At 36.8% G+C, this 16634-nt stretch carries 10 protein-coding genes; 5 read left to right on the top strand and 5 right to left on the bottom strand.

The features are described from left to right. The first annotated feature begins 16 nt into the window (after positions 1–16). Both GIY83_RS01245 and GIY83_RS01240 read left to right on the top strand, forming a co-directional pair. The gene (locus GIY83_RS01245) at positions 17–895 is read left to right on the top strand and encodes an AraC family transcriptional regulator (RefSeq protein ID WP_194618564.1); all 879 of its coding nucleotides are present in this window, start codon (positions 17–19) and stop codon (positions 893–895) included. Between the two features lie 72 nt (positions 896–967). Beyond that, positions 968–1795: an SDR family oxidoreductase gene (locus GIY83_RS01240; protein ID WP_208684149.1), complete on the top strand. Its 828-nt coding sequence runs from the start codon at positions 968–970 to the stop codon at positions 1793–1795. A 399-nt stretch (positions 1796–2194) separates the two neighbouring features. Here GIY83_RS01240 and GIY83_RS01235 read toward each other — a convergent pair whose 3' ends face one another. The 5 genes from GIY83_RS01235 to GIY83_RS01215 all read right to left on the bottom strand — a co-directional run bounded on the left by GIY83_RS01235 (position 2195) and on the right by GIY83_RS01215 (position 8758). After that, complete coding sequence (locus tag GIY83_RS01235) at positions 2195–3448, bottom strand: MFS transporter (RefSeq protein WP_208684147.1); 1254 nt, start codon at positions 3446–3448, stop codon at positions 2195–2197. A 16-nt stretch (positions 3449–3464) separates the two neighbouring features. Further along, on the bottom strand, positions 3465–3695 hold the full coding sequence (locus tag GIY83_RS01230) for a hypothetical protein (protein WP_208684145.1): 231 nt from the start codon (positions 3693–3695) through the stop codon (positions 3465–3467). Positions 3696–3701: 6 nt separating this feature from the next. Further along, positions 3702–4298, bottom strand: a complete 597-nt coding sequence (locus GIY83_RS01225; RefSeq protein WP_194618555.1) for a TetR/AcrR family transcriptional regulator — start codon at positions 4296–4298, stop codon at positions 3702–3704. A gap of 834 nt (positions 4299–5132) precedes the next feature. Further along, a complete protein-coding gene (locus GIY83_RS01220) occupies positions 5133–6587 on the bottom strand; it encodes a glycosyltransferase family 2 protein (protein WP_194618553.1) in 1455 nt (484 codons plus the stop codon). A gap of 569 nt (positions 6588–7156) precedes the next feature. Beyond that, on the bottom strand, positions 7157–8758 hold the full coding sequence (locus GIY83_RS01215; RefSeq protein WP_194618551.1) for a Na+/H+ antiporter: 1602 nt from the start codon (positions 8756–8758) through the stop codon (positions 7157–7159). 561 nt (positions 8759–9319) lie between these two features. Between GIY83_RS01215 and GIY83_RS01210 the strand changes: the two genes are divergently transcribed. The 3 genes from GIY83_RS01210 (at position 9320) to GIY83_RS01200 (ending at position 16559) form a co-directional block, all read left to right on the top strand. After that, positions 9320–11710: a mechanosensitive ion channel family protein gene (locus tag GIY83_RS01210; RefSeq protein WP_194618549.1), complete on the top strand. Its 2391-nt coding sequence runs from the start codon at positions 9320–9322 to the stop codon at positions 11708–11710. 406 nt (positions 11711–12116) lie between these two features. Continuing rightward, positions 12117–12566 carry a response regulator gene (locus GIY83_RS01205; protein ID WP_194618540.1) on the top strand — a complete coding sequence of 150 codons (450 nt, stop codon included), beginning with the start codon at positions 12117–12119 and terminating at the stop codon, positions 12564–12566. A gap of 12 nt (positions 12567–12578) precedes the next feature. Further along, complete coding sequence (locus GIY83_RS01200) at positions 12579–16559, top strand: PAS domain S-box protein (protein ID WP_194618538.1); 3981 nt, start codon at positions 12579–12581, stop codon at positions 16557–16559. Positions 16560–16634: the final 75 nt, after the last annotated feature.

The following is a 16634-nucleotide window of genomic DNA, read 5'->3' as shown; positions in this document are numbered from 1 at the left end:
AATAACAAAAAAATCCATGACAACAGATATCATCGAATTAAATGATTTTATTGTTTTAATCGAACAATCCAATACCGATAAAACATTTGTTCAGCAATGTGAGATCGATGGCGATGCTGTGGGATTTGCTTTTTATGGTTCGGGGAATGTTGAACTGGAAATCAAACACAACGATCAAACCAAGTATTTAATGAATACGACCGGTTTGGCGATTTGCTTTTTTGGGAATCAAAAAGTAGCTTTCTCGCATAAAATAGAACCCGATAAACCTTTGCAGTCGATCAGTATTTTTACCAAACCCAAACACCTTCATTCTTTGCCTCAGGCAGAAAAAGAGATCTTCGAAAACTATCTTCCCGAATTACTAAATCCGAAAGAACATTTTGTAAAAGGCCCTTCTTTTTATATGACATTGGATATGCAACTGGCGGTTCAGAAAATCTTCAACACCACGTATACCGGCAATACAAGATTGCTGTTTTTAAAAAGTCAGGTCAATGAATTACTGGCCCATTTTTATGGACTTTTAGCAACTGGCCATAAAATTGACTTTTCGGAAATAGACAAAAATAAATTGTATAAAGCGAAAGAAATTGTGACCAACAGTTATTCAAAACCACCTTCGATTACGCAATTATCCCAAATGGTAGGCCTTAACAGTAACAAACTCAAAAAGAATTTTAAGGAGCTTTTTGGCGTTCCGGTTTTCAAATTTGTTCAGGAAGAACGATTGCATAAAGCCTATGAATTACTTCGCGAAAGTGAAAAAACAGTACAGGAATCGGCTTGGGAAGTAGGGTACGAAAGTTTAAGCTCGTTCTCGAATGCCTTTCATAAAAAATTCGGCATGCGTCCTAATGATGTTCGCCAACAATTCCTTTCAAACAAATCTTAATTCTTTTACGACAAATGATTCTTTTTTAATCTCAACATCTTTGTATCAGTAATCATCAAAAAAAAAACTGATATGAAAAATACCACCATTTTAGTTCTGGGTTCCAACGGAAAAACAGGACGCAGAGTAGCCGAAAGATTAGAAAAAATCAAAAATGTCGAAATTCGTTTGGGTTCGCGAAACGATAAAATCCCTTTTGATTGGGAAAAACCGGAAACCTGGCAAAAAATTCTGGAAGATGTCGATGCGGTTTACATCACTTTTCAGCCTGATTTAGCTGTTCCTGCGGCAGCATATTCTATCGAAAATTTTACTCGTCTTGCCACAAAATCAGGCGTTCAGAAAATCATTTTATTATCTGGAAGGGGCGAAAAAGAAGCCCAGGTTTGTGAGGAAATCGTAAAAAAAAATGCCAAAAACTGGACGATTGTTCGTGCCAGCTGGTTCAATCAAAACTTTAGCGAAAGCTTTTTCCTCGATCCTGTTTTGGCTGGAATTGTAGCATTGCCAAGATCTGAAGCTTTAGAACCTTTTATAGATGCCGATGATATTGCTGAGGTGGTTACGGCTTCTCTTCTGGATGACAAACATAACGGACAAACATACGAATTGACGGGTCCGAGATTGTTAACTTTTGAACAGGCCATAAACGAAATTGCCATTGCTTCGGGCAGAAACATCACTTTTCAGGGATTATCTTTAGCAGAATATATCGGGATGTTAAGAGAATATCAGGTTCCAGAAGATTATATTTGGTTGATCAACTATCTTTTCGAACAGGTGCTGGATGGTCGAAATTCGAGTATTACTTCTGATATCGAAAAAGTTCTGGGCAGAAAAGCAAAAGATTTTTCCGCTTACGCGAAAGAAACAGCGACAACTGGGATTTGGAATGTTTGATACTTTCTTTTGTTGTTTGTGAATGTTGGACTCAGATTTAAACGGATTTTTTGTCATTTTTTGTCACTTCGACCCGAGGGAGAAATCACACTCGTAACTCGCCAAAGATTGTCCTTTACTTTGCGGAATTTCTAGTGTGATTTCTCCCTAGGGTCGAAATGAAAACATTGGGAGGCTTCGACTCAGCTCAGCCTGACAATGGGAATAGATTAAAATCCATCCCTACACTATGTTTTGTTCCCATGGAACTCCCCCGAAAAAAATTCCGAGTAAATCCGTTTAATCCGCACAATCCGGGGGCCATTAAAAACTAAGTCACCACGATATTTTCATTCACAGCATAAACCAAAAAAAGACTGCCTTTTCAGACAGTCTTTATATTCTTAAAATACTAATGTATTAGATCTTTACTTCTTTTGCAGCATCTTTCGATTTTACTAACTGATTTACTCTCCAAATAAAAAATATGGAACAAAGTGTAATAATTGCAATTACGTATCCTAAAATATCATAATTTTCCAATGGAGCTGTTTTGGTTTTCTGATGCACGATATATCCGGCACAAACCGCTGCAATTCCGCCTGCAATTTGCTGCAGTGAGGAAGATATCGACATATAAGCGCCACGATCTTCTAATCCAGGAATAGCTGTATTTAGGGTTGTAGCAGGGATCATTCGGCTCATGATTCCCATAAACAAAATCATATTGATAACTACGATTTCCCATAGCGGAATAGGATTCAGGTTGGTATAAATCAAAATCATAATGATAGAGAGTACAGAACCCGCTGCAAACAATTTAAACTTACTTATTTTATCACTTAACTTCCCCACCAAAGGCATGATAAAAAGTACTGAAAGTCCGGTAAAGAAAAATACCATTGGCAATTCTAATTGGCTAATTTTAATATTGTTGACCAAAAACGCACTCCCAAAAGGTTGTAACATAAATCCTCCAACCGAAAGAAATGCAATAGAAGCAAATCCTATTTGGTATTGTTTATTGCTTAACGTATGCCAAAGATGCAAAAACGGACTTTTATCTGATTGTACTTCAAGGTGTTTGATAATAGGCTGCATTTGAGTAATGATAGCAATCAGAATCAGGACTCCTAAAACGGCGATCATGATAAATGCCGAATGCCATCCCCAGTTGTTGGCAAAATACAAACCAACGGGAATTCCCAGAATCTGACTGGTGGCAAAAGCCATTTGTATAAAGCCCATCACACGACCTCTTTGATGAATGACAAATAAATCGGTTACGATGGCCAATGATACAGAACCTATTACACCACCAAAAAGTCCAGTAACAATTCTTGCCATAAGCAGCATGATATAACTCGATGAAAGTGCGCAGAAAACGGTACCAATAATGAATCCTGTGTAAAAGAAAATCAGCAATTTTTTTCGGTCGAATTTATCTGCAAAACCTGCTGCTAATAATCCGGAGATTCCGGCACTAAATGCATAAGCAGAAACGGCAAAACCAAAGTTTGCAGTGGTCATATCGAGTGTTTTCATTAAGATATCTCCCATCGGAGAAATGACCATAAAATCAAGAATTACAGTAAACTGCAAAAGTGCCAGAATGGCGATGATGATTTTTTGGTTAAAAGTAAAAGCGGGGCTGTCCCCTGATGTTTTTTCCATATAAACTGGTTATTTTTTATTCATTTAATTCCTGGCATTCATGACCAAATCCGTTGATCATACCAATGATTGTTTCGGGTTTTAGTACCGATGAAACAACGCGGAGAACACAATCGACATCTTCGTGATCGATACTCCATTGCTGTATATCCTGGTGTTGGTCGAGCGTTTTACGCAGCTGGCAAGCCGGATCTACAGTAGCAATATTTGTTTTAAAAACGTGTATTGTATTTAAATCTGTATCCATAATTTTTCATGGTGTTAAAGCTTTTATGGTTCGGCTAAAAGCTTCTTTCATAATTTCTCTGGTAAGTTTAAATGGCCTTCCTCCCATACTCTTACCCTCAGTATGCATGTTCAACAGCGTGTATAATGGTCCGTAGGCGACAGACCAAAAAGCTTCAAATGTCATGGGAACCAGTTCTCTATTACGGAGTCCGTTATCCATAAACTCAGTCATAATCTTTCTAAAATCTGCAAACTCTTTAATAGAATCCAGAATGATTTCTGAGTGAGGTGAATGTTTGATGATTTCAAAGAAAGCAACTTCCTTGGGATATTTCATGGTAAACGCCGCGCGGTTTTCCCATTGCTTCCATAATCCTTCTTCAAACGACATTTCAGGTGAAAAATTCTTTACCGTGCTGGTAAAATATTCTAATGCTGTTATAGCACCTATTTTTTGTATTAAATCATCTTTGTCTTTGTAGTATATATATAAAGTCCCAACAGAAATCGAACAGGCTTTCGCCAGTTTATTCATGCTGAAACCCTGAAATCCGTCGCGTACGATTTGATCAATTGCAGTTGCAATAACCAGCTTCTCTTTGTCAACATCCCGAATTCTCATGATATTTTTTTGACAAAGATAAAACAATAAATGAATGAACATTCTTTTATTAATTATTTTTTTTAATTTATTTTTTCGAACTTACTTCGGTCTTATTTTGCCACTCCCGATAGCTATCGGGATAAAAGGATTTAAATGATTATGATGTAAAAACATAGCAAAGGACTTCAACCGTTTGGACATAAGATATTTTAAAAATAAATTATTACAGTACGTTATTTACGATATGTTAATTACAGTACGTTCCCCGTGGTTGAAACCACGGGCAATGTTGAAATACGGTAAGTTAAAATTTCAAGAAAGTATATCGCCAAAGTTTCATTTCGACGGAGGAGGGCAATTGAGTATGCATTTATCTTTGTTCAGGATTTTAGTAATCTTGTCATCCTGACGCAGGAAAAATCACACTATCCCGAAGCTTCGGGACGTAAAGAAAATCATCAATCTTTGCCGATTTTCGAGTCTGATTTCTCCTTCGGTCGAGATAACAAAATAAACGAAAATAGTATTATGAAAATGAGTGCCCTAGCCCCGATAGAAGTGGAAATCCTTTTAGGGCGGGGTTCGCCACAAAAGATTAGAACGGATTGCTTCGCCAGTTCGCTCTTTCAGGCTCGGGTGCGGGAAATAGCTCCTAAAAAAATTATAAATCAAATTCCTTTTTTCAAGATATAAGTTAGAAATACACCTAAAATAAAAAATACTTTTTAATGCTTTTAATCAGTGGCTATAAAAAATAACAGACTTTATTCCATAAAAAAACTCCTGCTCAGATGAACAGGAGTTTCAAAAACAAATCTAATTTCAATTTCTAATCTAATTCTAATATTTAATTTATGCTAAACCACGTGTTAACCAGCCTCTTTTGTTGGCTGTAACGATGGCGTATGGTGTAATCCAGAATAAGCTAAAGGTGTAAAAAACACTGTATGAATAGGCCCAAAGCGAATCGGAAAAATTATATCTTTTAGCGTAAAATAAAACCGGGAAGCTCGATACGATTAAGATTCCTAATAGTGTTGAACTTAAAAACAATAACGGATGAATGGCAATAAAAAAGAACATGAAAAGCATAAACGGATACGCCATAACAATTCTTAAAGCCTGGTTGAGCCATAAAAGTCTTGAACCAAATTTAGATTCTTTTCTAAAATCGGTGAAAACATATTTGGCCATTGCGATGTTTTCACGCACATTACTTCTGCTCCATCTGATAAACATTTTGTACAATCCCGTGTATTCTTCAGGAACGTTGGTTAGTACATAGGCATTTCTCTGAAACAATACTTGCTGTCCTTGTTTTAGGATCATATTAGTCATGGCGCGATCTTCACCAATATCTGATGGTTGTCCCATAAAAGTCTGGTTGATCCATTCGTCAAGACAGGCAAAAACGGCTGTTTTACGATATGCCGCAGCTGCTCCCGGAGTACAAAGTACAGAACCCAACTGACTTTCGGCAGAACGCATGAATTCAAAACTCATTACGAAACTTACGTTAAGCATTTTTGGTAAAATTGCTTTTTTGCTGTTTAGAACATGAACGTTACCTGCCACTGCTCCACATTTTTCGTTTACCACAAACGGGCTCACTAAATTACGAAGGGTATCTTTTTTCACGATCGAATCACTATCTACCGTTACAAAAATTTCTCCGGTTCCTAATTCAAATCCGCGGTATAAGGCGTGACGTTTTCCTGCGTTTGCCGGTTGCTGAAAAATTGTTAAACGATCTCCTAATTTTATTTTGGCTTGTTGCATCCAGTACCAGGTATCATCTTTACTTCCGTCATCTACGGCTAGTATTTCAAGTTTATGTGCCGGGAAATCACTGTCGGCTAAACTTAATAAAGTATCCCAAACCAGTTTTCCTTCGTTATACGCAGGAACGATTACAGTAACGGTTGGCAACATTTCATCCGAAACGGATTCGATTGGCTTGTATTTAAAAAACAAGTATAAATTGTACAGGAAAACTCCTGTCTGAAAGAAAAATAATAATCCGGCAACAATCAGGAATGGTAATCCCCAGGAAGAGTTTAATCGCTCAATTTGAAACTGATCGAAGTCGTCCTGCAAATGATATACAGAATACGCTCCCACAAACATTAAGATAAAAGTACTCACTAGCACAAATAACCCAAACTTACTTTTGGTGCGCTCGCTTACTTTTTTTGTTGCTGCATTTGAATTGTTAATACGAAAAATGGAACTGTTTAAAGCTTGTTCGTTGTTAAGATCCGGGTTCGAGGTATAAAATCGTTCTGTTGTTAAGGTTTCACTTTTCATATGACACTACTTTTGATTTGCTTTATATGGCTTTTATTTTATTTACTTTCCTCCCGATTCGTTATTTTCATTTATCGACAGGAATTTACATTATCCCATTTTGCAAGCGTTGTGCCATTATCAGTTTTTACTGGTTTTGAGTTGTTTAGGTGTTTTCATTGCTTTTGACGTGTGTAATTATTATACGGTTTTAGGATACAGTATACAGTTTTACAGCGGTTTTGGGAGGTTTTTTGAGTTGAGGTTTTGTGATCTTTGAAGATGACGAAGTTTAATAAAACGCTTTTTGGAATTTATTATTGTTATGCTGAGAGAAGTCGGAATTTTTGAATTTTAAAAATTTTGGATTTTAATTTTCAGGAACTCTTTCCTGCTGTCCGATTCTAATTCCGACACGGGTAGTAGCGAAATTGATGTTTTTTTAATTAGAAAACAGATCATTTCCCAATTAAAATTAGCTCTTCCTAATTTATTGAAAAATAAACCGCAATTTCTAAATTCCTTTGTATCTCTCATATGACATCATCATCGCATATCGCAATATGCGATGTTAAATACAAACAACTTAATTACTCCTCATACATCTCCATCCACAACCTGGTCTCCTCCAAATCCAGTTCTTTCTCAATCTTCCTGAAAATCTCTTCATTGACAGAACCGGATTTATGCATCGATTCTAGTTTTGCGCGTTCTACGTTTAGGAGATCGATTTGAAGTTTGGTGAAGTCGTTGAAGATCTCGCCGCCCATTAGATTTCCTTTTCCAAAGAAGTTGGCCGGGAGTTCGGTTTTTTGGAGGCGATTGAATTTTACTTCATACTTGCTCTTTATGTTATGAAGTAAGTCGTCGTTGAGTAACGAGAAATTATCTTCGATGTGGGTAATGGTTTGCGAAACAATTACGTTTCTTATTTCGTATTCTTCGGCCAGGATCGAATATTTTTCTATTTTTAGTTTTTTGATTAACCATGGTAATGTCAATCCCTGAATGACCAAAGTCGAAAGAATTACGCAAAATACGAGGTAAATGATGAGGTTTCGTAACGGAAAAGCCTCTGTTTCGTTCATCATTAGCGGAAGCGCCAGAGCCGCAGCCATCGACACTACGCCACGCATTCCGGACCAGCCGAAAACAATCATGTTTCGGAAATCGAATTCTTCCTGCAAACGGATTTTTTTACTGATATATCTTGGCAGTAAAGTCGCGGGAATCACCCATAAAAAACGCACCAGAATCACGACAATACTTACCGAAGCGCCCCAAATAAACAAAGACCAACCCGAGTAATCCCCAATTCCTTCGATAATTTGTCGCAACTGCAATCCGATTAAGATAAAGATCAATCCGTTTAGGATATTGGTCAGAACACTCCAGATGGTTCCCGTCATGATTCGGCTTTCGTGGGTGAAAATCGTTCCTGACCTTGCCGAAAGAAAAAGTCCGGTTGCCACTACGGCCAAAACTCCCGAAGCTTCAAAATGTTCGGCAATTAAGTACGAAGCAAAAGGCGTTAGTAAAGTTAAGGTCGCTTCAATCACCTCATCGCAGACAAACTTTTTATGAATAAAACTCATGATATATCCTACTCCTAAACCAATGGCGATTCCTAAAACCGACATGATAACAAAGTTCAGTCCGGCTTGCCAGAGGACAAAATTTCCTGCGGTAATGGCAGTCAAAGCATATTTGTAAGCGACCAGACCACTGGCATCATTTACCAGACTTTCGCCTTCGAGAATCGCAATTAACCTTGGGTGCAACCCCAAACCTTTTGTAATAGAAGTTGCCGAAACCGCATCAGGCGGCGAAACAATCGCGCCCAGTAAAAAAGCTAACGGCCAGGAGATATCATCTATCAGCATATGTGCGGCAACAGCTACGGCCACGGTGGTAAAAAGTACCAAACCTACAGCGGCCAAAGTAATTGGTCTTATAGTCTGTTTAAAATCTGACCAGCTGGTATACCACGCCGCGTGATATAAAAGTGGCGGCAAGAAGACAATAAATACCACTTCGGGACTTAACGCAATAACCGGAAGCCCCGGAATTACACTAATAATGACTCCGCAAAGCACCAGCACAATCGGAATGGGGAAATTGTACTTTTTACTGATAAGGCTCAAAAAAGCAACCCCGAAAAGTAACATGATAATTACTGTAATATTTTCCATTTTATGATTGTTTTTGTAATTCTGGTATTTAAAGTACGAATATAATAGTTTTTAAACTTTCTTGTAGCTATGCTTTTTATGTGTTCTTTTTTTTGACACTGATTAAAAGTATTAAAAAAGATTTGAAGTAAATGTTTTAACACAAAGTAACCAAGATCATTGTCATTCACAAGGGATGACAAAAATCAGCATAATCGTTGAACGCAAATATTAGGCAAAGTGCTGATGTTCTCATTCGAAAACGACAAACTAGACAAAAATACTATTATAAAAACAATTGCCCTAGCCCCGATAGAAGTGGAAATCCTTTTGTGGTGGGGTTCGCCAGTTCGCACTTTCAGGCTCGGGTGCGGGATTAGCTCCTAAAGAAACTTAGTTTTATCATTTTACCCAAAAATCATAATCATTCTAATCCTTTTAATCATTGGCAAAAAAAATTACACACATAACACAATTAAACTCAAGCCCGCAAAACCTCTTTTAACCAAATTTTATCATACTTTCCATCATAAATAGCCTAAAAAAAATTACATTTGACCCGTAAATTCATTGCCTTACATTATGATTCAGAAAAGAAATTTTATTGGTTTACTGACCTTATTAGCCGTCTTTTTTTACGCGCCGTTAACCTATTCACAAACCAAAGCAGCTACAACTGAAACTGCACCGGTTAAAGCTGATACTACTCCGCCTAAAACCCAAACCAAATCAAAACTTTTTGAAGAAAGTGCTACCGACAGCGATTATTTGATGGCTATCGAAAAAGCGGGTGAGGTTTTGGAATCTGCTCATAATGACACTGAGTTTGATGGAAACAGCCATCATTTGTTTGGAGAAATTAAACGAACGCAAGGCAAACTCGATCTTATTCTGGCGAGTTTAAAAGGGGCGAATCCTAATGTGCGCAACCAGCAAATGTATCGTATTGTCCTGAAAGAAATCGAACAGGAACTGGATGAACAAAACACGGCCATTAATTCCCGAAATCTGGAGCTTGAAAAAATCAAAGGCAGGGTAATTGAGCTGCGCAAGGACAAAACCCTAATGGGTCTTTTGACAGATACCATTAAACGCAAACAATTTAAAAAAGAATTTGCCAACCTAAAAAACAGATACCTGAGTACGGACAGTTTAATGACCAAAAATCAGGGGATTTTAAATACAAATAAAAGACTAACCGTAGAACGAAAAATTGCCGTTTCGAATGCTTTAATTACTGTAGAAAGTAAACTAGAACAGTCCGGAATAAGCATGCTGAAAAAAGAATATCCGGCTTTATGGAGCACCAGCGATTCTACGGCTAAAAAAATAGTCGGAAAAAATATCAAGGCCAAAATCATCATCGAGGAAAATGTGGCTTCCTACTATTTGAGTTATAAAGCAGGCGCATTAATCTTTTTGGTGTTATTAATGGGATTATTGGGCTGGTACATTTTACGCAATTTAAAATACCTTAAAAATAATGGTCATGAAGAACATTTATCTGAGTTTAACTTTAAATATTTAAATCGCGGCATTATCGTTCCGGTAGCTGTAGTGGGCCTTAACATTGCCGTGGTGAGTAATTTATATGCTCCGGCGATGTTTATAGAACTGATTCAGCTGGCTCTTTTGGGACTTATTACTCTACTGTTCAAAAATAATTGGTCAAAAGTGGCGATGCGCAACTGGCTGCTTCTTTTAGTTTTATTTTTTGTATTGTGTTTCCTTGACTTATTTATTGCCGTTGGTTTTATACAACGCTGCGCCTTTATTATCATCAATATTTTGGGCGTTCGTTATGGATTTGTTCAGATTAAAACCCTGAAAGACCAGCTTTACTACAAAGGTTTTTTTAAATGGGCTACGATCATTTTTATTGGTCTGAATGTTCTGGCGATTCTTAATAATCTCTTCGGAAGGGTGTCGCTGGCCAACATGTTAAGTATAACTGCTTTTATATCGCTTACACAAATTGTTGCCTTAAGCGTTCTTTTAAAAATAATTTTAGAGATTATTCTTTTACAAATTTATACCACTCGTGTAAAGCGCGGTATCGAAAAGATTTTTGATTACGAAAGCCTGTCTGAAACACTCAAAAAACCTTTCATCATCGTAATTAGTTATATGTGGATTGTGGTAATCGCCGCCAATTTAAACATATGGGAATCTTTGCGTACCAGTTTAAATTCATTATTAAGTCATCCTAATACCATAGGAAGCATCACTTTTACGTTAGGAAACATCGTTCTGTTTTTTATCATTATCTGGCTTGCGCATTTATTACAGAATTATGTGGCATATTTCTTTGGTGAAGTTGATGATGAAAACGAAGAAAACATCAACAAAAAACAACATTCTAAATTACTGATCACAAGATTGGTGGTTTTAATTTGTGGTTACCTTTTGGCCGTTGCCGCATCCGGAATGCCATTGGATAAACTAAGCATTTTATTAGGAGCGTTGGGTGTTGGTGTTGGACTTGGTCTTCAGAGTGTGGTGAACAATTTCGTTTCGGGTATTATCCTGATTTTTGATAAACCGATACAAATTGGGGACGTAATCAATATTGCTTCAGAATCTGGTCGTGTAAAATCGATGGGATTGCGTACGACGAAAATCAACTCGGCAAACGGTGCCGAAATCATTATACCAAATGGTAATTTATTATCGCAAAACATTACCAACTGGACCTATACAGACAATTATAAACTGGTAGAAACTGCTGTAGAAGTTAGCGGAGATATCATGCCCGACGAGATTAATACCTTAATCTTAGAATCTCTTGAAAGCATGGATTTAGTCAATAACACTAAACCTCCACAAATCTATTACACTGCAATTGCCGATGGAAAATTCAAACTGCAAATAAAATTCTGGTGCAGTATTTACCGTACCGAAGAAACCATTAGTAGTGCGCGTCAGGTACTTTTTAGTAATTTTAAAGCGAAGGGTTTAACCTTATCAACATAAAAAAATATTAGATTATATCTTAAAATCCGTCAAATCAAGTTTTGGCGGATTTTTTTTTGAAGTTGATTTCAGAAATAAAAAAGACATTAACAATTGTTCTAGAAAGCGAAACCAATTTTTTATTTTTAAAATTCATTAAAAAAGAACCCTTTAAAAAACTCTAAACCGTTAATTTTAAAAACAATAACTCCAAATTACAAATTATTGAATTAGAATCTAAAGCGTTAAATTTATCCGTATATTACTGATTAATAGTAATAAAATTAGTTCTATCTTAGCAGAATCAAATCGATTTTGAATTAAATATCAACTTTAATAAAGAGAAAATCAATTCAAAACAGATACAATTAGGAAATCTAAAGGCGAATTTAATTGCTAAAAAAGTAAAAAATTTATAATACTCAAAATGATTAAACAGAATTACAATTTATTGCTGGCAGATGACGATGAAGATGATTGCGATTTTTTTAAAGAAGTACTGGATGAATTATCGCTTCCCGTATCTCTTGTGACTGTTAATGATGGCGTACAGCTTATGGATTTTTTAGCAGATCATTCCGGAGACAATTTACCGGACCTGCTTTTTCTGGATCTTAATATGCCCCGCAAAAATGGTTCTGAATGCCTGAAAGAAATAAAAGAAAGCGAAGCACTCAAAAACCTTCCTGTTATTATTTTTTCGACTTCGCTCGACAATGAGATTGTTGACCTGATGTATGCAAAAGGGGCAACGTATTATATTCGTAAACCGGGCGAATTTTCTAAATTAAAAAAAGTAATCGAAAATGCTCTTACAGCAGTATCCGAAAATAATTTTAAGCAACCTATAAGAGCGCAATTTATCCTCCAACCCTAATTCGTTTCCAGAATGAGCTTTACAGATCATAAACATTATTTTCTATCCGATGGTGGCGAAATGGGCAAATTGATACGCTCAAAAGATTGGAGTAAAACACCTTTAGGCGATCCTGACAACTGGCCTCAAAGTCTTAAAACCATTGTTGCCCTAATGCTCAACAACCCCTTTGGAATGTTAGTGGTATGGGGTAACGATTATACGCAAATATACAACGATACTTACAGCCAGATTCTGGGTTCCAAACATCCTAAAGCCTTAGGAATTAGTTCTCAAATTACATTTTCAGAAGTTTGGGATATCCTTGCTCCTATGTTTCATGATGTTATGAAAGGAAGCTCAGTGAGTTTTCCGGATTTTAAATTAACATTAGACCGAAATGGATATGATGAGGATTGTTATTTCGATTTCTCGTACAGCCACATAAAAAAAGAAGATGGCGTAGTTGGCGGGCTTTTGGTTACGGTGATCGAAACCACAGAAAAAGTGCGGGCAACTGCAGCGCTAAAAGAAAGTAATCTAAGATTTAGAAATAACATCATGCAGGCTCCTGTGGCGATGTGCGTTATGAGAGGAAAAGATCATGTTGTAGAAATTGCCAACGATCAAATGATTCAGTTATGGGGAGTCGAAGCCAGCGAAATTCTTAATAAACCCGTTTTTGATGCTTTACCGGAAACAAGAAATCAATATCTTGAAGATGTACTCAATAATGTATACAAAACGGGTATAAAGTTTGTTGCCAACGAACAGCTGGTTAAGCTGCCTCGTAACGGTAAAATAGAAGATACGTATTTAAATTTTGTTTACGAAGCCCTGAGAGAAACTGATGGTACTATTTCAGGAGTGGTAGGAATTGCTATAGAAGTAACTTCACAGGTACTTTCGCGTTCGAAAGTGGTAGAAAGTGAGCAAAAAGTAAGAGAGTTGGTCGAAAATGCGCCTTTCCCGATTGCATTGTATGCCGGAAAGGAAATGATCGTTGAACTGGCCAATGATTCTATTATAAAAATATGGGGAAAAGGTAATGATGTTATCGGAAAATCATTCAAAGATGTCGTTCCGGAGCTCGATAACCAATTGGTTTTTGAGCAAATTAGTGAAGTCTTAAACAGCGGAAAATCTTTTCATACCCAAAATACGCCTCTTGATCTTACTGTTAATGGAAAATTAGGCACGTATTATTTTAATTACAGCCTAACTCCAATATATGACATAAACGGTAATATATATGGTGTAATGAATACAGGAGTCGATTTGACTGATCTGAATTTAGCCAAGAAAAAAATAGAGGAAAGCGAACAGAATTTGCGCAGTATGGTATCGCAATCTCCCATTGGTATTTGCGTATTGGATGCAGAAACTTTAATAACGGAAATCGTAAATGACAGTTTTATTGAAGTTGCAGGAAAAAAATATGAGGAAATTGCAGGAAAAAACTATTGGGATGCTTTTGCCGAGGTACGATCTGCTTACGAAGTTCCGCTGCAAAGAGTAATCTCCGAAGGAAATCCGTTTTATGCTAATGAGGTCGAAATGCCGCTCATCAGACACGGAAAAAAAGAAACAATTTATGTGACTTTTGTTTATGCTCCGCTAAAAAATATAGAAGGAAAAGTAACCAAAATTGCTATTTGGGTGCTGGACAATACACCGCAGGTAAATGCAAGACGAAAAATTGAGGAGGCCGATAAACGTTTCAGAAACACAGTGAAACAAGCTCCTGTTGGAATTACTATTTTGCGTGGACCTAACCATGTAGCAGAAATGGCCAATGAAGCTTATTTAAAATTGGTAGGCAGAGAAGAAAGTACCTTTATTGGTAAACCTTTGTTCGATTCTTTGCCTGAAGTAAGAGGAACAGTTGGCGAACTTTTGGATACTGTTTACTCCACCGGTGTTGCGTATCACGGAAACGAATTGCCTGTACCCATAAATAGATTTGGAAATCCGGAAATCTTCTATTTTGATTTCTTATACCATCCTTTAAAAGAAGAAAATGGAGAAATTTCAGGTATTATTGTCACCGTAACTGAAGTTACTGAAAAAGTGGAAGCCAGAAAGAAAACAGAACTCAACGAAGAAAGGCTTAATATTATAGTCGAAGCGAGTGAATTGGGTACCTGGGAATTGTATGTAAAGGCAAAAGATCTTCAATATTCTAACCGATATCTGGAAATTGTTACAGGTTATAAAGATGCAGAACATTTAACGCATGCCCAGCTTCTTAGCCATGTTCATCCTGATGACCTGCACATTCGCGAAAAAGCCTTTAAAGAAGCAATTTCTTTAGGAAACATTCATTATGAGGCCAGGGTAATATGGGACGATCAGTCGATTCATTGGGTCGAAGCCAAAGGAAAAGTATTTTACGATTCAGAAAACAATCCTGAAAGATTGTTAGGAACTGTAAGAGATATTACCGACGAAAAAAATCACCAGCAGGAACTTGAAGCAAGCGAAAAAAGATTCCGTAAACTAGTGATGGAATCTCCTGTTCCTAAAGCGATTCTAAAAGGCAAAGACATGGTGATTGAAATGGTCAATGCTGCCATGTTAAAAAATATATGGAGAAAAAATGAAAGTGATGTTCAGGGTAAAAGTATACTAGAAGTATTCCCGGAGCTTAAAAAACAAAAATATGCCAGACTTTTAAATGAAGTCTACAGCACCGGAAACGTACATTCAGAATCTGAATCTTTATTTTATATCATGATCAATAGTATCGAGCATAAAATGTATATTGATTTTGAATTTGCACCTCAACGTGAGTTAGACGATACTATTTCAGGAATAAAAATCACCATGATTGATGTTACCGAAAAAGTAGAAGCAAGAAAAAAAATAGAAGAAAGCGAAAAAAGATTTCGTTCCCTGACCGAAAGTATTCCGCAGCTTATTTGGGAAACAGACGATAAAGGCAATGCATTGTTTACCTCAGGCAAATGGTTCGAATATACTGGAGTAGTTCCTAACGGCGAAGCAGCTTGGAAAGCCATGATTCATCCTGACGATTTTGATGAAAACTCCAGAATATGGAACAAAAGCCTGACAACCGGCACAATATACAAAGCCGATGTGAGGGTTTTAAGAAAAGACGGAACCTATAGATGGCATTCTGTTATTGGTGAACCCGTTTTGAATAAAGACAATAAAATCATTAAATGGGTAGGTGCTTTTACCGATATCCAGACAGAAAAAGCTTTTACCCAGGAATTAGAGAAACAGGTTACAGCACGTACCAAAGAACTGGAGCAAAAAAATGTAGAGCTGGAGCAAATGAACAAAGAGCTTCAGTCGTTTGCTTATATTTCGAGCCATGATTTGCAGGAACCGCTGCGAAAAATTCAAACTTTTGCAACGCAGATTATCGAGAAAGAATCTGAGAATTTATCAGATTCCGGAAAAGATAAATTTCAGCGCATGCAAAATGCAGCACAGCGCATGCAAACGCTTATCAATGATCTGCTCTCTTACTCTAGAACGAATATTCAGGAAAGAAAATTTGAAAAAATTAATCTTTCTAAAATTATCGATGAGGTAAAAGAAGACCTGAAGGAAGAACTGGAGCAAAAAGGAGCCATAATAGAAATTGACAATACCTGCGAAGCGAGTATTATTCCGTTTCAGTTCAGACAATTATTGTATAATCTGGCTAGTAATTCACTAAAATTTGCCAATCCGGATATTCCTACTATCATAAAAATAAACTGTGAATTTACCAAAGGCGAAAATTTAAATAATGAGTCTTTGGCTAAAGAAGCAAATTATTGCCACATTAGTATATCTGATAACGGTATTGGTTTTGAACCACAGTACAGCAAAAAGATATTCGAAGTTTTTCAGCGTTTACACGGAAAACTCGAATACACCGGAACAGGAATTGGACTTGCGATCGTGAAAAAAATTGTAGAAAACCACAACGGAACGATTACCGCAAAAGGCGAAAAAAATAAGGGAGCTACTTTTGATATTTATATCCCGGTAGTTTAAGTTTAAATCTAAAACAATAAAAAACGGAAATAACTTTTAGAAAGTCATTTCCGTTTTCGTTTTTAATCCGTTTAA

This window comes from Flavobacterium sp. SLB02 (assembly GCF_009664855.1).
GTDB lineage: Bacteria > Bacteroidota > Bacteroidia > Flavobacteriales > Flavobacteriaceae > Flavobacterium.
This window is presented reverse-complemented; position numbering and strand designations above follow the sequence as displayed.